This is a genomic window from Thioalkalivibrio sp. AKL8 (genome assembly GCF_000380525.1).
GTDB classification, from domain to species: domain Bacteria; phylum Pseudomonadota; class Gammaproteobacteria; order Ectothiorhodospirales; family Ectothiorhodospiraceae; genus Thioalkalivibrio; species Thioalkalivibrio versutus.
In genome coordinates, this window is sequence record NZ_AQYF01000008.1 from 94,445 (window position 1) to 120,987 (window position 26,543).

Genomic DNA, 26,543 nt, shown 5'->3' on the forward strand with positions numbered 1-26,543 from the left:
GATGGACGCCCCTCGCGCCATCCTGATCGCCCTGCTGGGCGCATTGCTGTTTCTGAGCCCGCTGGTCCTCTGGGTTGCCTACCTGAGTCCTGCCTGGTGGTGGCCCTTCACGGCCTGGGCGCTGTTCGTCGTAGCCATCGCGGCACTGAGCCGGAGCGGGCGCCGTGACCCTTAGCCTGGGTCTGATCTACGCGGTCGGGGTGGCCTACCTCGCCCTGCTATTCGGCATAGCGTTCCTGGCCGACCGCGTCCCCCGAGTAGGCCGACTGGCGGCCAATGGCTGGGTGTTCAGTCTGTCGCTGGGGGTATACGCAACGTCCTGGACCTTCTACGGCAACCTTGGTTTCCTCGCCGACCAGGGCTACCTGTACCTGACCATCTACCTCGGCGTGACCCTGGCCTTCGCCGCCACCCCCTGGCTGCTGCGCCCCCTCCTGCGCCTGACCCGCGAGCAGCAGCTGACCTCGCTGGCCGACCTGTTCGCCTTTCGCTACCGCAGCCGCTTCACCGGGCCCGTGGTCGCCCTGTTCATGCTCGCCGGGGTACTCCCGTACATCGCGCTACAGATCAAGGCCGTGGCCGAGTCCGCCGCCGTGCTGACCGCGGAGACCCCGCCGCATCTGCTCGCCCTGACCTTCAGCGGCACCATCGCGCTGTTCGCGATCCTGTTCGGCGCCCGCCACATCGCCCCGCGCGAAAAGCACGCCGGTCTGGTGCTGGCCATCGCCTTCGAGTCCATCGTCAAGCTGCTCGCCATCCTCGTGATTGCCGCCGTGGCGCTGTACGCCGTGTTCGGCGGCCTCGGCGGGCTGAACGACTGGCTGGCCGCCCATCCCGAGGCGGTCGATGCGCTGTACGAGCCGGTGCGCCAGGGCGGCTGGTTCGCGATGATGATCCTGGCCTTCGCGGCCGCCTTCCTGCTGCCACGCCAGTTCCACATGCTGTTCACCGAGAACATCAACCCGCAGGCACTGAACACCGCGGCCTGGGCGTTCCCCGCATTCCTGCTGCTGCTGAACCTGCCGATGCCGGTGCTCTACTGGGCCGGGGAGGCAGCCGGGCTTGGCATCTCGCCCAACTATTACGCCATCGGCATCGCCGGGCTGCTGGAGTCGCCCAGCCTCGCCCTGCTGGTCTTCATCGGTGGGTTGTCCGCCGCCAGCGCGATGATGATCGTGACCACCCTGGCGCTCGCCCATATGGGCACCAACTACCTCTCGCCACTGACCCGACTGCACGAAGAGGAGCGCAGCGCCAACCTCTACACCCGCCTGCTTTGGGGGCGGCGCATCTGGATCGTGTTCATCATCGGGCTCGGCTATGCCTTCTACGGCCTGCTGCAGGTCGTCGAGGGCCTGGCGCAGCTGGGGCTGATCTCGTTTGCTGCGGTGGCGCAACTTCTGCCGGGCCTGATCGGCCTGATGCTGTGGAAACAGGCGACCCGGGTCGGATTTCTCTTGGGCCTAGGAGCCGGGATTGCCGGCTGGGCGTTCACCCTCGTCATGCCTTTGCTGTCGGATGCCGGGATCGCGACCGCCCTGCCCGACCCGCAACGCCTCTTGCACGCGGAGATGCTGGACCCGTGGACCTTTGCGCTGATGCTGAGCCTGGGCGTCAACGCGGTCCTGTTCGTCGTCGGCTCGCTGCTGACCCGGCCCAACCCCGAGGAGGCCGAGGCCGGCCGGGCCTGCTGCCCCAACGAATCCACCGCCCCCGGCGCGGGCCTGCCGCTGGCGGGCGACGTCACCGAGATGGAGACCGCGCTGGCGGCCACCCTGGGCCCGGGCACCGCGCGCCACGAGGTCCAGCGCGCCCTGGATGATCTCGGCCTGCCACGCCATACGCGGTCGCGCGGCGATCTGCGCCACCTCCGCGAGCGCATCGAGCGCAATCTCTCCGGCCTGCTGGGGCCGGTACTGGCTCGCATGATCGTCGACCAGCACCTGCGCCTGGATGCCGCCGGGCGCCACACCCTGAGCGAAAGCCTGCGGCGGATCGAGGAACAGCTGGAGACCCGCCCCTTGCCGCTGTCCGGCCTGGCGGCCGAGCTGGACGCCCTGCGCCGCTTTCATCGCCAGATCCTGCACGAGCTCCCGCTGGGGGTAGCCAGCCTTACCAATACCGGCGAGATCACCGGCTGGAACCAGGCCCTGGCGCAGCTCACGCAGGTCGCCACGGAAGACGCCGTGGGTCAGAACATCGGTCAGCTCGACAGTCCGTGGAGCGGCCTGCTGACCGCCTTCCTGGAGAGCCCGGACCGCCAGTGGTACAAACTGAACGTGGACCTGCCTGCCGGCAACCGCCGCCTGAACCTGCACCGCTCCGAACTGCAGGATGCCCAGGGTCAGGTGGAAGGCCGCGTGGTCCTGATCGAGGACGTGACCGAACGCGCCCAGCTCGAGTCCGAGATCGCCCACGGCGATCGCCTGGCCTCCATCGGCCGGTTTGCCGCCGGGGTCGCGCACGAGATCGGCAATCCACTGACCGGTATCGCCTCCCTGGCGCAGACCCTGCCCCTGGAGGACGACCCGCAGGAGATCCACGGCATCGCCGACGACATCCTGGCCCAGACCCGACGCATCAACGCCATCGTGCAGTCGCTGATCACCTTCGCCCATGCCGACGAGGGCCCCTCGGCCGGACACTTCGAGACCATCGCGCTGGACGATCTCGTGGCCGAGGCCATCCGCCTGATGCGCCTGGCCGGGCGCAACGACCTGCAGTTCACGACCTCGGGTCTCGCGGGGCTGCACGTCCGCGGCTCGCATGCCACGCTGTTGCAGGTGTTCATCAACCTGCTGACCAACGCCGAGCAGGCCTCGCCCGAGGACGCCACCGTCACCATCGCGGCCCGACTCCACGGACGGCATGTCCAGATCACCATCGACGACGCTGGCCCCGGAATCGACGAATCCAGCCTGGAACGGCTATTCGAGCCGTTCTTTACCACCAAGCCGGCCGGCCAGGGCACCGGCCTGGGGCTGCCAGTGGCCTACAGCATCGTGCGCGACCACGGTGGTACCCTGATGGCCGCCAACCGCCCCGAGGGCGGTGCTCGATTCCTGCTGACTCTGCCACGCGACGACTCATGACCCGCATCCTGCTCGTTGACGACGAAGCCCCGATCCGCCGCGCCGTGCGGCGGTTCCTGGAGCATCACGGCTTCGAGGTCGGCGTGGCCGAAAACTTGGCCGAGGCGCGGGCGCTCGCAGCCGCCGATCCCTACGATCTGCAACTGGTGGATCTGCGCCTGCCGGATGGCGAGGGCATCGAGCTGCTGCCGGAGTTCACCCGCACGCCCACGGTCATCATGACCAGCTACGCATCGGTCCCCTCGGCGGTCAACGCGATGAAGGAAGGGGCCGCCGACTACATCGCCAAGCCCTTCGATCACGACGCCCTGCTGCTGACCCTGCGTGCCGCGCTGCGCGCACGCGCCGAGCGCGACCGCCCCGCCCCGGAAACGGCCGAGGCGGGTAGCAATGCGTCTCCCCGCCCCGGGCTGGGCCTGGTCGGCGACAGCGCGGCCATGCAGCAGCTGCGTGATCAGATCCGGCGCGTGGCCATGACCCATTCCACCGTACTGTTGCGCGGCGAGTCCGGTACCGGCAAGGAGCTCGCCGCGCGCGCCCTGCACGAGCTGAGCCCGCGCGCCAGCGGCCCGTTCGTCGCGGTCAACTGCGCCACCATCCCCGAGGGTCTGGTCGAGGCCGAGCTGTTCGGTCACGCCCAGGGTGCCTACACCGGTGCGGTCAAGGCGCGCACCGGCCTGATCCAGAGCGCGCACGGCGGCACGCTGTTCCTGGACGAGATCGGCGAACTGGCACCCGCGGCCCAGGCCCGCCTGCTACGGGTCCTGCAGGATGGCGAGCTCCGCCCGGTCGGGTCCAACGAGAACCTGAAGGTGGATGTACGCCTGCTGGCGGCCACCCACCGCGACCTCGAGGCCATGATCGAGGAACAGGCCTTTCGTGCCGATCTCTACTACCGCCTGCGGGTCCTGGAATTGTCCATCCCGCCCCTGCGCGAACGGCGCGAGGACATCATCCCCCTGGCACGGCATTTCCTCGAGGCACTGGCCGGTTCGGGGCCAGTGCCACAACTGTCACACGCGGCACGCCAGGCCCTGGAGTCGCAAGATTGGCCCGGCAACGTGCGCGAGCTGGCGAACGCCCTGGAACGCGGGTGGGTACTGAGCCCGGATGGCTGCATCGAAGCGGACCACATGGGACTCTCGACGGGCACCCCGGCCCGGGACGACGAGATCCCCAACCCCGCGTTTCCGACCCGCAAGGGCAAGGGCTCGAGCCTGAACGAGTATTTCCGGCACTTCGTGCAGGAAAACCAGGGCAGCATGACCGAGACCGAGCTGGCCCGGGCCCTCGGCATCAGCCGCAAGACCCTGTGGGAACGCCGTCAGCGTGAGAATCTCCCCCGCCCGCGCGGCTGAATCGGTGGCCGCATCCCCCGCAGCCCGGCGGGTCTTTCTGGCCCTGTGGCCCGACGACCCCACACGCGCCACACTAGCCCGCCTCGGCCAGGAACTCGACGGCCCCGGCCGACCGGTCCCGCGCGATCACCTGCACCTGACGCTGGCCTTCGCCGGAACGATCCCGGTCGGACAGGCCGACTGTCTGGCCGGGCGCATCACGGAACTCGCCTGCGCGCCGATCGACCTGACCCTGGACCATCTGGGTCACTTCACCGGGCCGCGCATCACCTGGGCCGCTCCTGCCGAGCCGCCCGCCGCACTGGCCAACCTCGCCGAGCAGGCACATGCCCTGTGCAACGACTGCGGTATCGACCTCGGTCCGCCGCGCCCCTTCCGACCCCACGTGTCCCTGCGACGCCACGCCGCGCCCCCCGACACCGAACGCATCGAACCGCCCCTGCGCTGGCAGGCGGACACGATTGCGCTGATCGAGTCGGGAAAAGACGGCCATCCCGGGCCCTACCGCATCCTCGCCCGGACCTGACCAGCCCACCCGCGCGGCAGGCCAGTGGCGGCCGCGAGAGTCGGATCAATCGAGGGGCGGAAGGTTATCCGTTGCCGAAGGGTCGGCTGGCTGGGCGGGGTCTGCCGGATCGGCTGGCTGGGTTCCGGTACCCGGTCGCGTCGGTGTTCCCTCGCCCAGCGGCGGTGCATCCTCGCCCCGGGGCTGGCGCTGCTGTCCCAGCGGGGGCGCATCCTGGGGCTGCCCCTGCCCTTGAGGTTGACCCTGTCCCCGAGGCGGCTGGCCCTGCCCCTGGGGCGGAGTCGGCGCTCCGCTTTGCCCCGGTGCCGGCTGGCCACCGCGCTCCATCTGCCCGGGAGCTTGTTGCCCCTGCCTGCGCTGGCCGGGCTGCTCCGGCGGCTGCCCCTGAGGCATGCCCTGCCCACGCTCCTGACCCTGGCCGCGCGGCATGCCGCCCTGGCCCGGGACCTGCTGACCACCGGCCGGCGGGGCACCCTGTTCGGCGGGCGGCATACCCTGGCCCATTCCGCCCTGTGGGTCCCCATGTTGCGGGGCCTGCGCGTATGCCGAACCGGCGGCAAACAGTGAACCTAGCGCGATGGCCAGGGCCGTGCTGCGAAATCTCGTCATTGGGAGCCTCCTGCGGGCTGTAACGGCGTTTATTCAGGCCCCCTTGATAGCAGCCAGACCCCGCGCGCCCCAAGGGTGACAGTCGAGTTCCCGGAAATTCCGCGAAACACTTCACTCCATGGAAACTCGATTCCCCGGACCCGGTGCGTCCCTAATTCTTCAACGCCACCGGGACGGTGAACATCAACAAACCATAGTCCGCCTCGTACTGTTCCTTGAACCGGGCTGCGATGCGATCGCACAACTCGGCCGAAGCCACCACCTCGACCTTGATATTGCCACCCTGGCGCCAGTTGCCCCGGCGCTTGCCATGCCGGCCCCAGCCGCGCGCGTCAGTCACCGTGTAGCCGGCCGCACCCATGCCGCGCACCTCGTCGATCAGCATCTCCTCCAGGATCGCCTCGGCCACCACCGTCAGCAGATGCATGTCATCGGATTCCATCGCGCTAGCCTCCCAGCGAATAAAGGGTCTGGGCCATCCAGAAATAGAGCGGCACACCCAGGAAGATATTGAACGGGAACGTGACCCCAAGCGAGGCGCCAATCGAAAGCGCCGGATTGGCCTGGGGCACCGCGATACGCATGGCCGCCGGTGCGGCGATGTAGGAGGCACTCGCATAGAGGGTCGCCAGCAACAGCGTACCGCCCATCGACATGCCCAGCGCATACCCCAGCAGCGTACCCAGCACGGCCGAGACGATCGGCATCATGATCGCGAAGGTCACCAGGAAGAAGCCGTACTGGCGCACGTCGGCGATGCGACTGGAGGCGACCAGCCCCATCTCCAGCAGGAACAGCGCAAGCACGCCCTTGAACAGGTCGAAGAACATCGGCTCCAGCGGCTCGATGTGCACGGGACCCGCGATGAAACCGATCACCAGGCCGCCGGCCAGCAGGAAGATACTCTTGCCGAAAAACACTTCGTGCATGGTCTTGCCCCAGCGCGTCGGGCCCTTGCTGCCCATGCGCGCCAGCAGGATGCCGATGATCAGGGCCGGCATCTCCAGCAGCACCAGGAAGACCACCATGTGGCCCTCGTAATCAATCCCGCGCGAAGCCAGCAGGGCCACGGCGACCGAGAAGGTCACCACCGAGACCGAGCCATAGTGCGCCGCGATCGAGGCCGAGTCCGCCCGCGGCATGCGCCCCACCCAGCGCAGAACCGGGAACGCGATCAGCGGGATCAACGAACCTACCGCCAGCACCGCCAACCCCGGCAGCAGCAAGGGCAACAGCTCGCTCTCGGCCAGCTTGACCCCGCCCATCAGGCCAATCGCCAGCAACAGATAGATCGAAAGCGCCTCGTAGATCGCCATCGGGATCTTCAGATCCGACTTGGCGAGGCCCGCAATGGCGCCCAGCAGGAAGAACAGTACAACCGGATCGAATGCCATCTCGCCTCCGTGTGCTGAAGCCGCAATGCGCTGCAACTCGCACCCTAATCGTAGGCGAGACCCGCCCGACAGAAAACCATTGCGTGGCAACAAGCCCCGTCATCTAATCTAGGCTTGAAGAGAAGTCTTCCCGGCACGAGGACAGCTGCATGACGCGCATCCTTATCCTGCAGGGCCACCCCGACCCGGCCGAAGGCCACCTCGACCACGCGCTGGCCGATGCCTACCGCGAAGGGGCCGAGAAGGCCGGCGTCGCGGTGGACACCCTGACGATTGCCCACCGCGACTTTCCACTGCTGAAGAACCAGGCCGAGTTTGTCGACGAGACCGTTCCGCCCGCGATCCTCGAGGCGCAGGAACTGATCGAGGTCGCCCACCACATCGTCCTGATCTATCCCCTCTGGCTGGGCGATATGCCGGCCCTGGTCAAGGGCTTCCTGGAACAGACCCTGCGCCCGGCATTCGTCGGCGATGGCGACATGAACCGCCTGCGCCACACGCGCCTCAAGGGCCGCTCGGTCCGCATCGTGGTCACCATGGGCATGCCGGCGCTGGCCTACCGCTGGTTCTATGGGGCCCACAGCCTGAAGAGCCTGGAACGCAACATCTTCCGCTTCTGCGGCTTCGGCCCGATCCGCCACACCCTGATCGGGCAGAACGGCGGTGATGCCGCCGCCCGCGAACGCTGGCTGAAGAAGATGCGCGAGCTCGGACACGCGGCACGGTAACCCTGTGGCCGGTACACTCGTGCGGTCTTCCGACCGGCCGTGCGCGTGAATCACAACGACCACCCCCTAAGCGAAGTACCGGACCATGCCCGCAAGGGCTTCTGGTCCATGGCCGTGGTGCTGTTCGGGTTCACCTTCTTTACCTCGACCCTGTGGGCCGGCGGGTCGCTGGGCCTGGCGTTCAGCTTCGGCGAGCTGATGCTGGTGATCGCACTGGGCAACCTGCTACTGGGGACCTACGCGGCCACGCTCGCCTACATCGGCTGCAAGAGCGGACTGCACACGGTCCTGATGGGGCGTTTCTGCTTCGCGGAATGGGGCAGCAAACTCTCCGACATCATCCTCGCGTTCACCCAGATCGGCTGGTACGCCTGGGGCACGGCCACCGTCGCGATCATCCTGGTCGAGACCACCGCACTGCCGGAACCGATGGAAGTCGGACTGATGGTGCTGTTCGGGTTCGCCTTCTGCATCACCGCGATGATCGGCTATCGCGGTCTCGACTGGCTTTCCCGCGTCGCGGTACCGGTCATGCTCCTGTTCATCCTGTTCACGCTATTCATCGGGATCGGCGACGCCGGCGGCCCCGGGGGCTTGCTTGGTCAGGACCCGCGCACCGAGATGGATTTCCACGCCGCCCTCACCATCGTGATCGGCACCTTTGTTGGCGGTGCAACCCTCGCCACCAACTGGACCCGCTTCGCCCGCACCCCGCGCATTGCGGTCATCGCGACCCTGGCGGCCTTCGTGCTCGGGAACGGATTAATGGTGCTGACCGGCGCGCTCGGCGCCCTGATCTACCACGAGGCCGACATCGTCCACGTGATGCTGGCGCAGGGCTTCGTGACGATCACGGTACTGATGCTCCTGCTGAACATCTGGAGCACCCAGGACAACACCATCTACAACTTCGGCGTGGCCGGCTGCAATCTGCTGCGCACCCAGCGCCGGCGGCTGGTCACCATGCTCGGGGCCGCAATCGGGACGGCCCTCGCGGTCGCCGGGATGCATGACTATCTGGTGCCGTTCCTGATCCTGCTGGGGACCTTCATCCCGCCGCTCGGTGGCGTAATCGTCGCCGACTTCTGGCTGCGCCATCGCGGGCAATACCCCCGCCTGGGCTCGGCCCGCCTGCCCGGGTTCCACTGGCCCGGCCTGCTGGCGTACGCGGCGGGATCCGCCGCGGCGTACTACGCACCCGTGGTACCTCCTCTGCTGGGCGTCATAGTGGCAACGGCAGCCTATGCCGTCCTGATGGCTCCCGCCTCACCCGCCGCGTGGCGCCCGCGCCAGGGAAGTGCGGATTAAAGCCTGATCAAAGCCCTGGCAGGTTCGGTGCCGGTGGCGTCGGCGGTTTCGGAGGGTCGGACGGGTCCGGCAGCGGCGGATCGTCGGGAGTCGGCGCCGAGGATGAACCGGGCGCCCGCGGGAGATCCAGGCGCCGATCGGGGCGCGAGTCGCCGCGCCGCTGCCCCGGCGGGGTCCCACCATGCCCGGGCGGCCCATTGCCCGCCGCGGGCGTGTCTCCACTGGCGCCCGGAGACCCGGGCGGCGGCCCGCCCGACGGCTGAGCCTGCGCGCCACCGAACGCCAGCACGGCGCCCATGACCGCAACCTGCGCCAGGGAACGAAAGAGGGACTTCATGCCACTCACTCCTTGCGTCGTTGCCTGCCCCTGAGGCGTCCGCGCGTACCCATGGTTCCCGGCAGCATGTGACTCTGCCAAGTCCATCACGTCCAGGGAAACACGTTTCAGCGCTCCTTAAGCCTCGACCACCAGCTGTTGGAACAGCCCACCCAGGATCACCAGCGCGAAGCCGGCGTACAGGCCCGCCACCACGTCGTCCATCATGATCCCGTGGCCGTCGTGCCACTTTTCATCAAAGTAGTTCGCCGGCCAGGGCTTGAGGATGTCGAACACCCGGAACAACAGGAAGCCGACGACCACCCACATCAGCCCCGCCGGGGCAAACGCCAGCGTGATGAGCATGCCGGCCCATTCGTCCCAGACGATGCCGGGATGATCGTGCACGCCCAGCTTGCGCGCACTTTCGCCACAGATATGGAAGCCGGCCATCACCACGACCACGGTGATCGCAAGATAGGCCCACTCCGGGAAATTCATGATCGCGAAGTACAGCACCAGTGCACCCAGCGAGCCGGTGGTGCCCGGTGCCCAGCGCGACAGGCCACTGCCGAAGCCGAACGCCAACAGGTGAATGGGATCGCCGAACACGGTCTTCACCGATGGCATCTTCGGATTACGGATCTTCTGCTCCGACATGGCTCCCCTGTCCCTATTCTTTATTCTGTGTTCGCGAAATGATCGTGGCCCGCCCGCGCCACGTCCAGCCGTTGCCCGTTTGCATCCTCCACCACCACACCCGCACCCTCGGTGCACTCGCCAATCACAGTCAGCGGGACATCCACGCTGAACGCGAGCAGGTCCAGCGACTCCCCCGGCGGGAGGGCGAACAGCAGCTCGTAGTCCTCGCCACCGCCCAGTGCGCAGGCGCGAGCATGCTGCTCGGAACCCTCCGCCAGCAGCGGGTCGCGCGGGACGGCGGGCCAGTCGACTCGCGCACCGCAACCCGAGGCGGCACACAGATGGCCCAGGTCCGCCAGCAGGCCGTCGGAGATATCGATGGCGGCCCGTGCGCGGTTGCGCAGACCACGGCCCAGACTCAGGCGCGCCGCGGGCCAGAACAGCCGGGCGCAGGCGGGGCTCGAGGCGTCTACGGGACTCCCCTCTGCACGCCGCTGCGTCTCGTGGGCCAACCCGCAGGCCGCTCCGCCCAGCGCACCGGAAACCACCAGGCGATCGCCAGGCCGGGCACCGTCCCGCCGCAGGGCCTGGCCGACGGGCACCTCGCCCAGGACCGTCACGCTGATCGCCAGCGGACCCCGGTTGGTATCCCCGCCCACCAGCGGGATCCCGACCTCCTCGGCCAGCGCCAGAAAGCCGTGGCTGAAGCCCGCCAGCCAGTCATGATCCACACGCGGCAGGGTCAGCGACAGCACCGCGCCCAACGGCTCGGCCCCCATCGCGGCCAGGTCACTGAGATTGGAGGCCAGGGCCTTGTGGCCGGCGCTTGCCGGCGGGTGATCAGGAAAGAAGTGGGTGCCCTCGACCAGGGTATCAACGGTGACGACCAATTCGTGGCCGCTACGCACGGCCAGCAGGGCGGCATCGTCTCCGATGCCCAGACGCACGCCATCGGCAACCGCGCCCGCGCTCGGCGTGCCGAAGTAGCGCTGAATCAGATCGAATTCGGACTCGGGGCCGGCCATGGCCGTGGTGCTGACCCGCCCGGGGTCAGCGCGGGGCGGAACGCTCGGGGCCGCGCAGGTCGGCGGAGAGCCGGTCCAGCACGCCGTTGATGTAGCGATGCGACTGCTCGGCGCCATAGCGCTTGGCCAGGTCGACGGCCTCGTTGATCACCACGCGGTAGGGCACCTCCATGCGTTCAGCCAACTCCCATTGGCCCAGCCACAGCAGGGCGTGCTCAATGGGATCGAGCTGATCCAGCGGACGGCCGAGGTAGAGCTCCATGCGGGCATCCAGGGCCTCGCGGGCGCCGGTCACGCCCATCAGGAGTTCGCGGAAGTACTCCGCATCCGCCTTGGCGTGTTCCTCGTCGTCACGGAATTCGGCCAGGATATCCTTCGGGTGGGCGCCCGTGAGCTGCCAGGAATAAAGCGCCTGCATCGCGCGCCGGCGCGCGAAGGAACGCGCATGCCGCGCGCGCTGCTCGGGCGTGCTGCGCGGGCGCCGGGCCCGAGAGGACTTGCCGGCATCGGCATCCTTGCGCGGGGCACCACCTTCGGGGCGGGGATCTGAGGGTTCAGTCACGGCAGACCTGTTTGGATGAGCGGATAGCACTGGGTAAACGTTGCGGCATCAGCCGCGCAGCTGGCGCATCAGGCTGACCATCTCGATCGCGCCCATGGCGGCATCGGCGCCCTTGTTGCCGGCCTTGGTGCCGGCGCGCTCGATCGCCTGCTCGATGGAGTCGGTGGTCAGGACGCCGAAGCTGATCGGCAGGTCCTCGGCCATCTGCACCTGGGCCAGTCCCTTGGCCGCCTCACCAGCGACATAATCGAAATGCGGGGTGGAACCACGGATCACGCAGCCCAGGGCGATCACACCGTCGTACTGCCCGGAACGCGCCATGGCCTGCGCCGCCAGTGGCAGTTCATAGGCACCCGGAACACGGGCGATCGTCAGGTTCGTCTCCTGCACCCCATGGCGCTTCAGGGTATCCACGGCCCCTTCCAACAGGCGTTCGACGATCAGGCTGTTGAAGCGTGCCAGCAGCAGGCCATAGCGATGGTCGGCGGCGTCGGTGAATACGCCTTCCAGGGTCTTGATCTCGGACATGATGAGCTTCCGGTTGGGCAGATGACGGACCTGTCGGTCCAGTAAGTCGATCGGGCTAGGGAGCCGCTAGTGTAGCACCGCGGCTCCCGCCATCGGGGCTACTCGTGGACGTAGTCCACGACCTCCAGGCCAAAGCCACCGAGGCCGTGGAAGCGCTTCGGCGCGGACATCAGCTTCATGCGCCCGACGCCGCAGTCGGCGAGAATCTGTGCGCCGATCCCGTACATGCGCCATTCGGCGGAGTTCTCGCGCCCACTGCGTTCCTCCGGCGCGGGCTGACCGATATTCTCCAGCCGCTGGGCCAGGGCATTGCCACTCTCGTGCTTGCGCAACACCACCACCACGCCCGCGCCCGCCTCGTCGATCCGGCGCAGGGCATCATCCAGCGGCCAGCCACGATCCGGACCGGCATAGCCGAGGGTATCGCACAGCGTGCTCTCCAGATGCACGCGCACCAGGGTGTCCTGGTCCGGCTTTGGCTCGCCACGCACCAGGGCAAAATGCAGTTCGTGGTCCACTTCGTCCTCGAACGCCAGCAGGCGAAACTCGCCATGCTCGGTCGGGAACGGACGCTCGGACACCCGCCGGACCGTCTTCTCGTTCTCGATGCGGTAGCGGATCAGATCCTCGATGGTGCCCATCTTCAGGTCATGCTCGGCGCAGAAGCGTTCGAGATCCGAACGCCGCGCCATGCTGCCGTCCTCGTTCAGGATCTCGACGATCACCGCGGCCGGCTCGGCCCCGGCCAGGCGCGCGAGATCACAGCCGGCCTCGGTATGCCCGGCCCGCACGATCACCCCGCCCGGCTGCGCCATCAGCGGGAACACGTGGCCCGGCTGGACGATGTCCTCGGGCGTCGCATTGGGCGCCACGGCGGTGCGGATGGTGTGCGCACGATCGTAGGCGGAGATGCCGGTGGTCACGCCCTCGGCCGCCTCGATCGACAGTGTGAAGTTGGTGCCGTGCACGTCGTTGGTGTCGGTCACCATCAACGGCAGCGCCAGCTGCTTGCAGCGCTCGCGGGTCAGCGTCAGGCAGATCAGCCCCCGGCCGTACTTGGCCATGAAGTTGATGTCTTCCGGGCGCGCGTGCGAGGCGAGCATCAGCAGATCGCCTTCGTTCTCGCGATCCTCGTCATCGACGATGACCACCATGCGTCCGGCCTGAAGCTCTTCCAGGATGGTTTCGGTATTGGAAAATTCCATAGATTCCTGCTTTCGGCCGCGCAGTTAGTCGCGCGAACCGGAGTGATTGGGAAAGCCCTGCTCGGCCAGCCAGGCCTCGGACAGATCGCCCGCCTGGGTACCCGGCTCGGCCGCTCGATCGCCCAGCATCAGGCGTTCCAGATAGCGGGCGATCAGGTCCACCTCCAGGTTGACCGGCGTGCCCACTGCGTACACGGCAAACCGGGTCAGTGACCAGGTGTGCGGGATGATGTTGACCTCGAACTCGGCGCCGTCCACCCGGTTCACCGTCAGGCTGGTGCCGTCGATGGTGATCGAGCCCTTGGCCGCGATGTAGCGAGCCAGCGCCGCCGGCGCGCGAAAACGCACGCGGGTGGAGCGCGCGTCCGGCTCCATCGCCACGACTTCGCCCACACCGTCGACATGCCCGGACACCATGTGCCCGCCCAGGCGATCACCCAGCGCCAGCGCGCGTTCGAGATTCACCCGATCCCCCGGACCGAGATGGCCCAGCGTGGTGACATCCAGCGACTCCCGCGAGACATCGGCGGCAAAGCCATTACCCGGCAGTTCGGTCACCGTCAGGCAGACCCCATTGACCGCGATGGAATCCCCCAGGCGGGTATCCGACAGGTCCATCCCGGTCGCATTGACGTGCAAGCGCACATCGCCCCCGCTGGGGGTGAGGCGCTCCAGGCTGCCAAGGGTCTCGATGATTCCGGTAAACATGGATGTCCACTCGTTCGGTCGGGTCCGGAGCACAATGCCGGGCCACAGGCGCCCCATCATAGGGAAACGCTAATGAATTCGCACCACGACCCGGGCGTTTATAGTGGCAACGCCGGTCCTCGCAAGTCCTTCAAGGGCCATCACGAAGCCCACGAAGACACGAAGCAGGGTCAATGGCGATTGCAGATCGGAAGGCGCTTAGAACGAAGCCGAACAAGGGGCCCTATGGTTTATCCAGCGCCGAGGCGTTGGATTGCCGCGCTTCGAGCTCCATCATCCTCCCCGTCTTCCTGTCGATCGCTCTTGCGACTTGCCCTGCCCGCTCTTCCTGTCGTCGTGCGCTTCGTGATGCAAACAAGCCCTTAGGAACGCGGACGGGCAAGCAGGCGCAGGGTATCGCCGACCCAGCGGGTGTCGACGACTTCGAGTTCGGCGCGTTCGGCCATGCGGGCCAGTGGCCACTCCACCAGGGGACGGGCGCTGGAGCCCATCAGCAACGGCGCCTGGTAGATCAGCCACTCGTCAACCCAGCCACCGCGGGCGAGCGCACCGGCCAGGCCGGGGCCGGATTCCACGTGGAGCTCGTTGACCTCTGCCCGTCCCAGCTCCGTAAGCACCGCACCCAGATCAAGCCCGCCCTCGGCAGATTCCTCCGCCAGCGGCACGGCCCGCACCTCGGCACCCTTGCCGCGCAGGGCATCCGCCGCAGGCGAGCCCACCACATCGGGACTGGTGAGGATCCAGACCGGCCCGTCACGCAGGATCTGCGAGCCCGGGGGCGTGCGCAGGCGCGCATCGAGGATGACGCGCAGTGGCTGCCGGGTCGGCAGATCGTGATACCGCGGGTCATCCGGGAAGCCGGCGTGGGCAGCCAGATCAAACGGCTTCATGCGCACATTCAGGCGCGGGTCATCGCCGACCACGGTGCCACTGCCGGTGACGATCGCCCCGGCCCGCGCCCGCCACAGTTGCACGTCGCGCCGCGCCGCCTCGCCGGTAATCCACTGCGACTCGCCGGAGGCCATGGCCGTCCGCCCGTCCAGGCTCGCGGCCAGCTTGACCCGCACCCAGGGGCGCCCCTGCTCCATGCGCTGCACGAAGCCGGGGTTCAGCGCCCGTGCCTCGGCCTCCAGCACGCCGCTGTCGACCCGGATACCGGCCGCCTGCAAGGCATCGATCCCGCCCCCGCATACCTGTGGGTTCGGATCCAGCATCGCGATCACGACCCGCGCGACGCCCGCCCGGATCAGCGCATCGGTACACGGCGGGGTGCGGCCCTGATGACTGCAGGGCTCCAGGGTCACGTAGGCGGTCGCGCCTTGCACGGCCTCACCGGCCGCTTGCAGCGCGTTCACCTCGGCATGCACCTCGCCGGCCTTCCAGTGCAGGCCCGCGCCTACCTCCCGGCCGTCGCGCACGATAACGCAGCCCACCCGCGGATTCGGATCCGCGGTGAAGCGGCCGTAATCCGCCAGTTTCAGGGCGCGCGCCATGTGCCGGCGGTCGGCAATGACCTGCTCGGTCGTCGGCGCTTCCATTACATCCCCTCCTGCGAGCCGCCGTCCGTCTCCGGGGTGGCCCGCCCGTCCGCCGCGGATTCCGGGGCGTTTCCGGTCGCCTCCTCGTCGATCAGGCGCATCTGCGAACGGCGCATCTCCGGACTGAGGTCATCCTCCAGCCGTTCGATCGCCTCACGGAAGGACTGCACACTGGCGAAGCTGAGATAGATAGAGGCAAAACGGATATAGGCCACATGGTCCAGCCCGTGCAAGGCCGCCAGCACCATTTCGCCGATGCGGTCGGACTTCACCTCGGGGGCCGTGACGGCCGAAAGCTGGCGCTTGATGTCGTCGATCACGCGCTCGACATCATCGGTCTTCACCGGGCGCTTGTGCAGTGCCCGGCGCAGTCCGCTGCGCAGCTTTTCCTCGTCGAAGGCGACCCGTTCACCGGAACGCTTGACCACCCGCGGCAGGCTGAACTCCGCCCGCTCGAAGGTGGTAAAGCGCGCACCACAGGCACGGCACTGCCGCCGGCGACGGATCTGTTCCTGCTCCGGGCCGGCCACCCGCGAATCGACCACGCGGGTGTCCTGATCATGACAGGACGGACAGCGCATCCCGGGCCCCGTCAGCCGGCCAACTGGCGGTGGTTATTCGCCGTGACCGTACACCGGGAAGCGACGGCAGATCTCGAGGACCTTCTCGCGGGTCGCGTCGATCACCTGCTCGTTCTCGTGATCATCCAGCACGTCAGCAATCCAGCCGGCCAGCTCGCGGGACTCGGACTCGGTAAAGCCGCGAGTGGTCAACGCGGCGGTGCCGATGCGAATGCCGGAGGTCACGAACGGGGACTGCGGATCGTTCGGCACGGCGTTCTTGTTGACCGTGATGTTGGCACGGCCCAGCGCGGCATCCGCGGCCTTGCCGGTCATGCCCTTGGCGACCAGGCTCAGCAGGAACAGGTGGTTGTCGGTACCGCCGGAGACGATATCGAAGCCACGCTCCACCAGCACCTCGGCCATCGCGCGGGCGTTGGCGATCACCTGCTTCTGGTAGGTCTTGAATTCCGGCTCCAGGGCCTCCTTGAACGCCACCGCCTTGCCGGCGATCACGTGCATCAGCGGACCACCCTGGGTGCCCGGGAAGATCAGCGACTGGAACTTCTTGTTCAGTTCCGGCTGCCCCTTGGAGATGATGAAGCCGCCACGCGGCCCGCGCAGGGACTTGTGCGTGGTGGAGGTGACCACATGGGCGTGGTCGATCGGGTTGGGGTACTCGCCGGCCGCGATCAGGCCGGAGACGTGGGCCATGTCGACCATCAGGTAGGCACCGACGCTATCCGCGATCTCGCGGAAGCGCTTCCAGTCGACCACGCGCGAATAGGCGGAAAAGCCGGCGACGATCATCTTCGGCTGGTGCTCGGTGGCCAGGCGCTGGACCTCGTCGTAGTCGATCAGGCCCTCGTCGGTGATGCCGTACTGCACCGCGTTGTAGATCTTGCCGGAGAAGTTCGGCTTGGCACCGTGGGTCAGGTGGCCGCCGGCGTCCAGGCTCATGCCCAGGACGGTGTCATGCGGCTGCAGCAGGGCCATGTACACCGCGGCGTTGGCCTGGGAGCCGGAATGCGGCTGCACGTTGGCGTAGTCGGCGCCGTAGAGCTGCTTCAGGCGATCGATGGCCAGCTGCTCAACCACGTCGACGTGCTCGCAACCGCCATAGTAGCGCTTGCCCGGGTAGCCCTCGGCGTACTTGTTGGTCAGCACCGAACCCTGCGCTTCCATCACGCGCGGGCTGGTGTAGTTTTCCGACGCGATCAGCTCGATGTGCTCTTCCTGACGCTGCGACTCGTCGCGGATGGCATTCCAGAGGTCGTCGTCGTAGCCGTGGATACTCATGTCGATCGAAAACATTCGGGTCTCCCGTTCAAAGCGTTGGATTCAGCGGATTTCGGCGCGCCAGCTACTTGGGGCGCTGCCGCAAAAAGGCCGCCAATCATACGCCATCCGGCCCTTCTTTTCAGGCCGGGGCTCCCCCGACACGGCCGCTGCGGACCACCGAGCCCCCTTCCAAGACCCGTGTTTCACAAATCCGATCAGGCACTTTGATGCCCGGCCACACCCCGGGAAGACCAGTGGCACAAACCCCTTCCGCTCATCCGGAAAACGGGCCGCGTGCGCTTGCTCCAACGCCTCAGTTCGGCCCTTCGATTCGACGGACGTCGACGTCGTGGCGGGTCGGGTATACCGGAAGGCCGAACTGGTTATAGACCGCCACGTCGGCCGCATCGCGGCCATAGCCGACCACCACGTAGCCACCCCGCAACTCGGCCTGGGTCGCATCAAAGGTGTACCAGCGCCCGCCGACGAAGGCCTCGAACCAGGCATGCATGTCCATCGGCTGCAGGCCGTGCAGGTACCCGACCACCATGCGCGCCGGGATGCTGAGACTGCGGCAAAGCGCGATGCCCAGGTGGGCCAGATCGCGGCACACCCCGCTCCCGCGCTGATTCACCTCCGCGGCCGAGATCGGGATATCGCTGGTCCCCGGGAGATATTCGATGCGCTCGCGCAGCCACTGCTCGATGGCCGCCACCTGGTCGTAACCCAGCCACTGGCCGGCAGTAATTTCGGTCGCCATCAGGTTGAAGCGATCCGATTCGCAAAATCGGCTCGGCAGGAGATAACTCAGTACGGCATCCGGCAGGGACTGCACCTCGACAAACGGTGCGCCCGGGGCCCGGTCGAGGGCCTCGGCCGTCTGCACCTCCGCCGCGGTATGGATGAAGAACGTCCCTGGCGGCGCGATCAGGCGCTGGCAGAGGTTGCCGTAGATGTCGACGAACTCGGACACCGGCGCCGTCGGCACCAGGCGATATTCCTCGCGCGCGACCCATTGCAGCGGGCCACTGCGCGGTCGCAGCATCAGCACAAACGGCGTGGGTTCGACGATCTCGAACTCGAAGTCACAACGGGTCTCGAGCCACATGAACGGGGCCTCTTGGGGTGAACCTCCTACACTACGCCCTGCCCGACGGCGGGGCTACATGCAGGCGGCCCTGGCAGCCGGCTGCGACCGTGTACATTGGCACGCGATTCCCTACACTTCCGAAATCGCCTGTTCCCCGGAGCCCGTATGCGAGGACGACCCGACCACCGCACCGCGAGACGCCGCACCCGGCACCTGACCGTTGGGCTGCTTGCCCTCGGCCTGTTGCTGCTCGCACCCCTGGCCCAGGCGGAACAACGCTTCATCAACATCGGCACCGGCGGCGTCACCGGCGTGTACTACCCGGCCGGCCAGCACCTGTGCCGGCTGTTCAACACCCGCCGCGACAGCCACGGGATGCGCTGCACCGCGGAGAGCACGGGCGGTTCGGTATTCAACCTGAACATGGTGCGTTCCGGCGACATGGACTTCGGCGTGGCCCAGTCGGATCTCCAGTACCACGCCTATCACGGCAGCGGCCGCTTCGAGGCCTTCGGGCCCGCCGACCACCTGCGGGCGATGTTCAGCCTGCACCCCGAGCCACTGACCCTGGTGGTGCGCCCGGATGCGGACATCCAAGGCCTGGACGACCTGCCGGGCAAGCGGGTGAACATCGGCAATCCCGGCTCCGGCCAGCGCACCCTGATGGAACAGCTGATGGCGGAGCTCGGCTGGGACCACGACACCTTCCGCCGCGTGGGCGAACTGCCCTCGCGCGAACAGGCGCAGGCGTTGTGCGACAACCGGATCGACGCCTTCGTCTTCTCGGTCGGGCATCCATCGGCGGCGATCCAGGAGCCGATCGCCACCTGCGACGCCCGCCTGGTGTCCATCGAAGGTCCGGCGATCGAGGAGCTGATCCGCTCGACGCCCTATTACCTCACGGCCGTGATCCCCGCCGATACCTACCCGGGGCAGGACCAGGACATCCGCACCTACGGCGTGGGCGCCACCCTGGTCACCTCGGACCGCACCTCGAACACGGCCGCCTACGAGCTGACCCGCGCCGTATTCGACAACTTCGAGACCTTCCGCGGCCTGCACCCGGCCTTCAGCGGTCTCGAACGCGAGGGCATGGTGGACGAGGGCCTGTCCGCACCCCTCCACCCCGGTGCCCGACGCTACTTCCGTGAAGCGGGGCTGATCGATGACTGATAGCCGAACGCAAAGCCCGGAGACTTCCGCCCTCGATGACGCCTCCATCGGGGAGCTGGAGACCGGCGGCCGCCACCCGGGCCGCGCCACCCGCAGCCTGATCTGGCTCACCGCCGTGGCCTGGTCGCTGTTCCAGATCTGGATCGCCTCGCCGATCGCCGACTGGGTGGACATCTTCGTCGTCTCCGAGACCGAGGCCCGCTCGATCCACCTGGCGTTCGCAATCTTCCTCGGCTACCTGCTGTTCCCGGCGGTCCGCGCCACCGCCCGCGGCAAGGGCTGGCAGCACGCCATCGGTATCCTCTATGCCCTGGGTGGGCTGGCCCTGATTGCACTGGGGCTGTGGCAGTTCCTCGGCCTGGAACGCCTGGGCGAGGTCTACCTGGCGCTCGGCATCGCCCTGGTCGCCGTGGCCTGGCCACTGCTGCGCGGGAACGACCCCGTCCATCGCGTGCCGCTGGGGGACTGGGTGTTCGCCGCGGTCGCGGCCTTCAGTGCCCTGTACCTCTACCTGTTCCACGAGGCCCTGGCGGCACGTCCCGGCGCCCCCACCGAGCTGGACCTGATCATGGCCGGGATCGGCCTGATCCTGCTGCTCGAGGCGACCCGCCGGGTGCTCGGCCCGGCGCTGACCATCATCGCCGCGATCTTCCTATTCTATACCTTCGCCGGGCCGCTGATGCCGGACCTGATCGCCCATCGCGGCGCCAGCTACCCGCGCGCGATGGCTCAGCAATGGCTGTCCAACGAGGGGGTGTTCGGCATCGCGCTGGGGGTCTCCACCAGCTTCGTGTTCCTGTTCGTGCTGTTCGGCGCATTGCTGGAGCGCGCCGGGGCCGGCGACTACTTCATCCGCGTCGCCTTCGCCCTGCTCGGGCACCTGCGCGGCGGCCCGGCCAAGGCGGCGGTGCTGGCCTCCGGGATGACCGGCGTGGTCTCCGGCTCGTCGATCGCCAACGTGGTCACCACCGGCACCTTCACCGTACCGCTGATGAAGCGGGTCGGCTTTGCCCCGCACAAGGCCGGGGCCGTGGAGGTTGCCAGCTCGGTCAACGGGCAGCTGATGCCGCCAGTGATGGGCGCCGCCGCGTTCCTGATGGTCGAGTACGTCGGCATCCCCTATGTCGAGGTGCTCAAGCACGCCATCCTGCCGGCGCTGATCGCCTATATCGCGCTGATCTACATCGTCCACCTGGAGGCCTGCAAGAACGGCATGGAGGGCCTCCAGCGCGCCACCGTGACGACCTGGCGCGGGCGCCTGATCAGCTTCGCCCTGACCGTGGCCAGCCTGATCATCCTGGCGGGTGCGGTGTACTGGGGACTGGGCTGGATCAAGATCGTCGCCGGGGATGCCGCGGCCTGGATCATCGCCGGCCTGTTGTTCGCCACCTACCTGGTACTGGTCTGGATCGTCGCGCGCGAGCCGGACCCCGAGGCCCTGGATACCGAACGCCCGCTGCCGCGGGTCGCCCCCACGGTCCTGAGCGGGCTGCACTACCTGCTGCCGCTGGTGGTGCTGGTCTGGGCGTTGGTGGTCGAACGCCTGTCGCCGGGGCTGGCGGCGTTCTGGGCGGTGGCATTCATGATCTTCATCGTGCTGACCCAGCGCCCGCTGGTGGCCCTGTTCCGGCGCCAGGGGCGTCTCCTGCAAGCCGCGTGGGTCGGGGTCTGGGAACTGTTCCAGGGCTTCGAGACCGGCGCGCGCAACATGATCGGTATCGGCCTGGCCACCGCCGCGGCCGGGATCATCGTCGGCACGGTCGCGATGACCGGCGTCGGCCTGGTGCTGACCGACCTGGTGGATACCCTGTCCGGCGGCAACCTGCTGCTGGTGCTGGTACTGACCGCGGTGATCAGCCTGGTCCTTGGCCTGGGCCTGCCGACCACCGCGAACTACATCATTGTGGCCACCCTGATGGCCCCGATCATCGTCGATCTGGGGGCCCAGCACGACATCCTGATCCCGCTGATCGCGGCCCACCTGTTCGTGTTCTATTTCGGCATCATGGCCGACGTGACGCCACCGGTGGGCCTGGCCTCTTTTGCCGGCGCGGCGATCGCCAAGGCCGACCCGATCCGCACCGGGATCCAGGCCTTCGCCTACAGCCTGCGCACCATCGCGTTGCCGTTCTTCTTCATCTTCAACAGCCAGTTGCTGTTGATCGGGGTGGACAACGTGTTCCAGCTGGCGCTGGTCTTCCTCGGCTCGCTGGCCGGCATCCTCGCCTTTACCGCGGCCACCCAGGGCTGGTTCCTGACCCGCAGCCGCTACTGGGAGTCCGCCGCGTTGATGGTAGTCGCCTTCGTGCTGCTGGTCCCGACCGTGCTGATGGACCGCATCGCGGCTCCCTATCAGCACCAGCCGGCGGAGACCCTGCTCGAGGTCGTCGAGACCATCCCGGACCGCGACTCGCTGCGCCTGGAGGCCACCGGCATCGACCTGGAGGGCCGCGAGATCACCCGCACGGTGATGTTCCCCCTGGGCGACCCCGACCTGGCCCCGCGCGAGCGTCTGGCCGACGCCGGGCTGGACGTGCGCTTCGACCCGGACGACCAGAAGGCACAGATCCAGACGGTCGCTTTCGGCAGCCCGGCCGGCCGAGTAGGGTTGGAGGGTGGCTGGACCATCACCGGCGTACTGGTGCCGACCGAGCGCCCCAGCCCATACTGGTTCTACCTTCCGGCCCTGGCGCTGGGACTGCTGGTAGTCTGGAATCAGCGCCGACGCGCGGAACCGCCGGGGCGCGGCCCTTCCGCCGACACCCCCGCCCTTTCGGCGTAACCACGAACCGCAATCGGAGTACACCGCAATGGAACAACCCAACTACGGCTTCAATGTCATCGTGAAGGGCGGCATCGAGGACGTGATCGCGCAGACCACGGCCGCCCTCGGCGAGGAGGGCTTCGGCATCCTCAGCGATATCGACGTCGCTGCGGCCTTCAAGAAGAAACTGGATCTGGAGCATCGCCCCTACCGCATCCTCGGCGCCTGCAACCCGAACCTTGCACGCCAGGCCGTCGAGGCCGACCCCAACATCGGCCTGCTGCTGCCCTGCAACGTGCTGGTGCAGGACAACGAGAACGGCACCTGCACGGTCGGCTTCATGGACCCGGTCGCGGTCATGGGTCTGGTCGACAAACCCGGTGTCGAAGACCTGGCCGGCGAGGTACGCCATCGTCTGGAGCGCGTGCGCCTGACCCTCGAGACTGGCTAGTCCCCAGCTTCGCGAGCACACCTATGGATACTGGAACCGACCAGTCCGCCGGGCTGGCCGAGCGCATCCGAACGGCCGTCGCCGCCGGGCACCGCCTGGCGATCGCCGGCGGCGGCAGTCAGCGCGCGCGTGCCTTCCCCACGGGCTTCGAACCGGATGTCCAGCCACTGGAGGCCAGCGGCCATCACGGCATCGTCAACCTCGCACCCAGCGAGCTGGTGGTGACCGTGCGCGCCGGCACGCCGGTGATGGAACTGCAGGCCGCGCTGGAAGAGGTGGACATGATGCTGCCCTTCGAACCGGCCATGCCCACGCCGTCCAGCACCGTGGGCGGCATGGTGGCCCTGGGCCTGTCCGGCGCACGCCGCCCCTGGACCGCCAGCCTGCGCGACGCCGTGCTTGGCACCCGCATCGTCAACGGTCGCGGCGAGATCCTGCGCTTCGGCGGCGAAGTGATGAAGAACGTCGCCGGCTTCGACGTCTCGCGGCTGATGGCCGGCAGCCTCGGCAGCCTGGGCCTGTTGCTGGAGGTCAGCTTCAAGCTGCTGCCCGCCCCCGCCTACCAGGCCTGGCTGCGCCAGGAGAGCTCCGCCGCGGCCTTCATCGAGCAGGCGCGCGACTGGGGCCGTACCGCCCTGCCGTTCTCGGGCCTGGCCTGGGCTGACGGTATCGGCCACATCCGCCTGGGCGGTGGCCAGGAGGCCGTGCAGGAGGCCGCCGAACGCCTGGGCGCAGCACCGGATATCGACGGCCCGGCCTTCTGGGCGCAACTGCGCGATCGGCACCTGCCCTTCCTCACCCGACCCATGGCCCGCGACGAGCGCCTGTGGCGTCTGAGCCTGCCGCCCGCCACCCCGCCGCTGGATCTGCCCGGCGAATGGCTGCTCAACTGGGGCGGCGGCGAGCGCTGGCTGCGCTCCACGGCCACCCCGGACGCAGTGCGCGCTGCCACCGAGCAAGCGGGCGGACACGCCCGCCTGTGGTCCGGCGATCCGGCCGGGGCGGCCTGGCTGCACCCCCGCGCACCGGCCCATGCGCGCCTGGAGGGCGAGGTCCGCGCCGCCCTGGACCCTGACGGCGTGTTCTTCGCCCCACTGATCACCCCTCATCCACGCACCGTGCCGGCGAGCTGAGGCCATGGAAACTCGCCTGCACCCGCGCTTCGAGAATGATCCGGCGGCGCGCATCGCCGAAGACGCCCTGCGTGCCTGCGTGCACTGTGGCTTCTGCAACGCGACTTGCCCCACCTATCAGGAACAGGGTGACGAGCTGGACGGCCCGCGCGGACGCATCTACCAGATCAAGCAGGTCCTGGAGAGCGGCGAGGCCAATACCACCACCCGCACCCACCTGGACCGCTGCCTGACCTGTCTCAACTGCATGACCACCTGCCCCTCCGGGGTCGATTACAACCACCTGGTCGCCTTTGGCCGGGAGGTGATCGAGGAAGACCTCCCGCGCGGCTGGCGCGACCGGCTGCTGCGCACCCTGCTGGTCCGCGCGCTGCCGGCGCGCTGGCCGTTCCGTCTAGCCCTGGGGCTGGGCCGCCTGGCCCGCCCACTGCTGCCCGCCACCCTGAAGCGCCGCGTGCCCGCACGCCACGGTGCCCGGGCCGGTGCAACCAACATTGGCGCGGCGACTCCGGCGGGCTTTCCCCACGGGCGCGTGCTGCTGCTCGGCGGCTGCGTGCACGATGCGATCGACGCCCGCATCAACGCCGCACTCCGGGGCCTGCTCGGGCGCCTTGGCATCGAGGTGGTCGAGGCCGGCGAGGCCCGCTGCTGCGGCGCGGTGGAACACCACCTGGCGTTCGCGGAGCGCACCCGCGAGCGGGTCCGGGCCAACCTCGACGCCTGGGAGTCGATCCTTGCGGACGGGGTGGACGCCGTCGTCAGCACCGCCAGCGGCTGCGGCGTGATGCTGCGCGACTACGCGCACATCCTGGCCGACGACCCGACGTATGCCGCACGCGCCGCCCGCTTCACGGCGCAGGTCCGCGACCCGGTTGAGCTATTCGATATCCAGACCATCCGCAGCCTCGGCATCCAGGCGCCGGCAGATCACCCGCCCGTCGCCTGGCATGCCCCCTGCACCCTGCAACATGGCCAGGGCCTGGCCGGCCGCGTGGAACCGCTACTGCAGGCCGCCGGCTTCCACCTGGTGCCGGTCGCCGAGCCGCATCTGTGCTGCGGCTCGGCCGGAACCTATTCCATTCTCCAGCCGGCGATGGCGGGCCGTCTGCGCCAGCGCAAGCTGGACAACCTCGAGGCCAGCGGCCCCGCGCGCATCGTGACCGCCAACATCGGCTGCCAGACGCACCTGCAGTACGGGACCGATACGCCGGTCGAGCACTGGCTCACACTGCTCGAACGCCACTGCGGCGCAACTCCCGCCGGTGCGTAGGGGCGCTTGCCCAAGCCCCGACAGCACTCTAGATTCCCCCTTTTCCAATCCGGTAGACGCATCCATGCAGGCAAAATCCTTTCTCCCCCCGCAGCGCACCCTGATGGGCCCCGGCCCCTCCGACGTGAATCCGCGCGTGCTCGCCGCGATGAGCCGCCCGATCATCGGCCATCTGGACCCGGTGTTTGTCGGCATGATGGAGGAGATGAAGGGCCTGCTGCAGTACGCCTTCCAGACCAACAACGCCCTGACCCTGCCGGTCTCCGCCCCCGGTTCCGCCGGCATGGAGACCTGCTTCGTGAACCTGGTCGAACCGGGTGACAAGGTCATCGTCTGTATCAACGGCGTGTTCGGCACCCGGATGAAGGAGAACGTCGAGCGCTGCGGCGGTACCGCCGTGGTGATCGAGGACGACTGGGGCGCCCCGGTCTCCCCCGAGAAGGTCGAGGACGCGCTGAAGGGCAACCCGGACGCGAAAATCCTGGCCTTCGTGCACGCCGAGACCTCGACCGGGGCGCGCTCGGATGTCGAGACGCTGTGCCGCCTGGCCCGCGAGCATGACTGCCTGAGCATCGTCGACTCGGTCACCGGCCTCGCCGGCAGCCCGCTGTACGTGGACGACTGGGGCGTGGACGCGATCTACTCCGGCTCGCAGAAGTGCCTGTCCTGCACCCCGGGGCTGTCGCCGGTCAGCTTCAGCGAACGCGCGGTGGAATGCATCCAGGCACGCAGCCACAAGGTGCAGAGCTGGTTTCTCGACCTCAACCTGGTCATGGGCTACTGGGGCGGCGGCGGCAAGCGTGCCTACCACCACACCGCGCCGATCAACGCCCTGTACGCCCTGCACGAATCGCTGGTGATCCTGGCCGAAGAGGGCCTGGAGAACAGTTGGTCGCGCCACAACCGTCATCACGACGCCCTGCGCGCCGGACTCGAGGCCATGGGCCTGAGCTTCCTGGTGGACGCCGAGCATCGCCTGCCGCAGCTGAACACCATTCACGTGCCGGAAGGCGTCGACGAGGCCGCGGTACGTGGCGAACTACTGAACCGCTACGGCCTGGAGATCGGCGCGGGACTCGGCCCGTACGCGGGCAAGGTCTGGCGCATCGGCCTGATGGGCCATGGCGCCAACGAGAAGAACGTGCTGCTGTGCCTGTCTGCGCTGGAGGCCGTGCTGGCCGACATGGGCGCGGTCACCCCTGGCCGTGCGCTGTCCGCCGCCCGCGCCACCTACGCGCAGCAAGGCTGAACCATTACCGGCCGCCGTCATCGCCTGCGAGCG

General features: G+C 68.2%; 25 protein-coding genes. 13 read left to right on the forward strand and 12 right to left on the reverse strand.

Features of this window, described 5'->3' with window-relative positions:
- Nucleotide 1 precedes the first annotated feature (1 nt).
- The 5 genes from G335_RS14265 to G335_RS0107775 all read left to right on the forward strand — a co-directional run bounded on the left by G335_RS14265 (nt 2) and on the right by G335_RS0107775 (nt 5,543).
- Complete coding sequence (locus tag G335_RS14265; RefSeq protein ID WP_018146090.1) at nt 2-175, forward strand: hypothetical protein; 174 nt, start codon at nt 2-4, stop codon at nt 173-175.
- Nucleotides 165-3,092, forward strand: a complete 2,928-nt coding sequence (locus tag G335_RS0107760) for an ATP-binding protein (RefSeq protein ID WP_018169414.1) — start codon at nt 165-167, stop codon at nt 3,090-3,092. Before G335_RS14265 ends, G335_RS0107760 begins: the two co-directional genes overlap by 11 nt.
- Nucleotides 3,089-4,450, forward strand: coding sequence for a sigma-54 dependent transcriptional regulator (locus G335_RS0107765; RefSeq protein WP_018169413.1), 1,362 nt, complete (start codon nt 3,089-3,091; stop codon nt 4,448-4,450). Before G335_RS0107760 ends, G335_RS0107765 begins: the two co-directional genes overlap by 4 nt.
- A gap of 4 nt (nt 4,451-4,454) precedes the next feature.
- The gene (thpR, locus tag G335_RS0107770) at nt 4,455-4,976 is read left to right on the forward strand and encodes an RNA 2',3'-cyclic phosphodiesterase (RefSeq protein ID WP_026304787.1); all 522 of its coding nucleotides are present in this window, start codon (nt 4,455-4,457) and stop codon (nt 4,974-4,976) included.
- Between the two features lie 342 nt (nt 4,977-5,318).
- On the forward strand, nt 5,319-5,543 hold the full coding sequence (locus G335_RS0107775) for a hypothetical protein (protein ID WP_018146094.1): 225 nt from the start codon (nt 5,319-5,321) through the stop codon (nt 5,541-5,543).
- A gap of 193 nt (nt 5,544-5,736) precedes the next feature.
- On the opposite strand, the gene G335_RS0107780 is transcribed toward G335_RS0107775, so the two are convergent.
- A complete protein-coding gene (locus G335_RS0107780) occupies nt 5,737-6,027 on the reverse strand; it encodes a P-II family nitrogen regulator (RefSeq protein ID WP_018169410.1) in 291 nt (96 codons plus the stop codon).
- A 4-nt stretch (nt 6,028-6,031) separates the two neighbouring features.
- A complete protein-coding gene (locus G335_RS0107785; RefSeq protein ID WP_018176376.1) occupies nt 6,032-6,979 on the reverse strand; it encodes a sodium-dependent bicarbonate transport family permease in 948 nt (315 codons plus the stop codon).
- 149 nt (nt 6,980-7,128) lie between these two features.
- On the opposite strand from G335_RS0107785, the gene G335_RS0107790 reads away from it, so the two are divergent.
- On the forward strand, nt 7,129-7,707 hold the full coding sequence (locus G335_RS0107790; RefSeq protein ID WP_018146097.1) for an NAD(P)H-dependent oxidoreductase: 579 nt from the start codon (nt 7,129-7,131) through the stop codon (nt 7,705-7,707).
- Nucleotides 7,708-7,752: 45 nt separating this feature from the next.
- Nucleotides 7,753-9,015 carry a cytosine permease gene (gene codB / locus G335_RS0107795; protein WP_026304788.1) on the forward strand — a complete coding sequence of 421 codons (1,263 nt, stop codon included), beginning with the start codon at nt 7,753-7,755 and terminating at the stop codon, nt 9,013-9,015.
- A 454-nt stretch (nt 9,016-9,469) separates the two neighbouring features.
- Here the strand turns inward: codB and G335_RS0107800 are convergent, their stop codons facing one another.
- From G335_RS0107800 to G335_RS0107850, 10 genes are all read right to left on the reverse strand, one after another.
- A complete protein-coding gene (locus G335_RS0107800; protein ID WP_018146099.1) occupies nt 9,470-9,991 on the reverse strand; it encodes a phosphatidylglycerophosphatase A in 522 nt (173 codons plus the stop codon).
- Nucleotides 9,992-10,011: 20 nt separating this feature from the next.
- Nucleotides 10,012-10,998: a thiamine-phosphate kinase gene (gene thiL / locus G335_RS0107805; RefSeq protein ID WP_018176378.1), complete on the reverse strand. Its 987-nt coding sequence runs from the start codon at nt 10,996-10,998 to the stop codon at nt 10,012-10,014.
- Nucleotides 10,999-11,023: 25 nt separating this feature from the next.
- Nucleotides 11,024-11,560, reverse strand: coding sequence for a transcription antitermination factor NusB (nusB, locus tag G335_RS0107810; RefSeq protein ID WP_081620882.1), 537 nt, complete (start codon nt 11,558-11,560; stop codon nt 11,024-11,026).
- 48 nt (nt 11,561-11,608) lie between these two features.
- Nucleotides 11,609-12,088 (reverse strand): 6,7-dimethyl-8-ribityllumazine synthase, encoded by a 480-nt coding sequence (ribE, locus tag G335_RS0107820; RefSeq protein WP_018169400.1) that lies wholly within the window; start codon nt 12,086-12,088, stop codon nt 11,609-11,611.
- Nucleotides 12,089-12,186: 98 nt separating this feature from the next.
- Complete coding sequence (gene ribBA / locus G335_RS0107825) at nt 12,187-13,293, reverse strand: bifunctional 3,4-dihydroxy-2-butanone-4-phosphate synthase/GTP cyclohydrolase II (RefSeq protein WP_018169399.1); 1,107 nt, start codon at nt 13,291-13,293, stop codon at nt 12,187-12,189.
- A 24-nt stretch (nt 13,294-13,317) separates the two neighbouring features.
- Nucleotides 13,318-14,001 (reverse strand): riboflavin synthase, encoded by a 684-nt coding sequence (locus G335_RS0107830; RefSeq protein ID WP_018176381.1) that lies wholly within the window; start codon nt 13,999-14,001, stop codon nt 13,318-13,320.
- A 362-nt stretch (nt 14,002-14,363) separates the two neighbouring features.
- Nucleotides 14,364-15,539: a bifunctional diaminohydroxyphosphoribosylaminopyrimidine deaminase/5-amino-6-(5-phosphoribosylamino)uracil reductase RibD gene (gene ribD / locus G335_RS0107835; RefSeq protein WP_018176382.1), complete on the reverse strand. Its 1,176-nt coding sequence runs from the start codon at nt 15,537-15,539 to the stop codon at nt 14,364-14,366.
- On the reverse strand, nt 15,539-16,120 hold the full coding sequence (nrdR, locus tag G335_RS0107840; protein WP_018176383.1) for a transcriptional regulator NrdR: 582 nt from the start codon (nt 16,118-16,120) through the stop codon (nt 15,539-15,541). Before nrdR ends, ribD begins: the two co-directional genes overlap by 1 nt.
- 33 nt (nt 16,121-16,153) lie before the next feature.
- Nucleotides 16,154-17,413 (reverse strand): serine hydroxymethyltransferase, encoded by a 1,260-nt coding sequence (gene glyA, locus G335_RS0107845; RefSeq protein WP_018169395.1) that lies wholly within the window; start codon nt 17,411-17,413, stop codon nt 16,154-16,156.
- Between the two features lie 280 nt (nt 17,414-17,693).
- Nucleotides 17,694-18,488, reverse strand: a complete 795-nt coding sequence (locus G335_RS0107850; protein ID WP_018176384.1) for a transglutaminase family protein — start codon at nt 18,486-18,488, stop codon at nt 17,694-17,696.
- A gap of 147 nt (nt 18,489-18,635) precedes the next feature.
- Here G335_RS0107850 and G335_RS0107855 point away from each other — a divergent pair, with 147 nt between their 5' ends.
- The 6 genes from G335_RS0107855 to G335_RS0107880 all read left to right on the forward strand — a co-directional run bounded on the left by G335_RS0107855 (nt 18,636) and on the right by G335_RS0107880 (nt 26,510).
- Nucleotides 18,636-19,643 carry a TAXI family TRAP transporter solute-binding subunit gene (locus G335_RS0107855; RefSeq protein WP_018176385.1) on the forward strand — a complete coding sequence of 336 codons (1,008 nt, stop codon included), beginning with the start codon at nt 18,636-18,638 and terminating at the stop codon, nt 19,641-19,643.
- Nucleotides 19,636-22,425, forward strand: coding sequence for a TRAP transporter permease (locus tag G335_RS0107860; RefSeq protein ID WP_018176386.1), 2,790 nt, complete (start codon nt 19,636-19,638; stop codon nt 22,423-22,425). Before G335_RS0107855 ends, G335_RS0107860 begins: the two co-directional genes overlap by 8 nt.
- A 28-nt stretch (nt 22,426-22,453) precedes the next feature.
- A complete protein-coding gene (locus G335_RS0107865; RefSeq protein WP_018146111.1) occupies nt 22,454-22,858 on the forward strand; it encodes a DUF302 domain-containing protein in 405 nt (134 codons plus the stop codon).
- A gap of 23 nt (nt 22,859-22,881) precedes the next feature.
- Nucleotides 22,882-23,991 (forward strand): glycolate oxidase subunit GlcE, encoded by a 1,110-nt coding sequence (gene glcE / locus G335_RS0107870; RefSeq protein ID WP_018169392.1) that lies wholly within the window; start codon nt 22,882-22,884, stop codon nt 23,989-23,991.
- Between the two features lie 4 nt (nt 23,992-23,995).
- A complete protein-coding gene (gene glcF, locus G335_RS0107875) occupies nt 23,996-25,261 on the forward strand; it encodes a glycolate oxidase subunit GlcF (RefSeq protein ID WP_018176387.1) in 1,266 nt (421 codons plus the stop codon).
- Nucleotides 25,262-25,325: 64 nt separating this feature from the next.
- Entirely contained in the window at nt 25,326-26,510 is a 1,185-nt protein-coding gene (locus tag G335_RS0107880) for an alanine--glyoxylate aminotransferase family protein (protein WP_026304789.1), read from the forward strand.
- Nucleotides 26,511-26,543 lie beyond the last annotated feature (33 nt).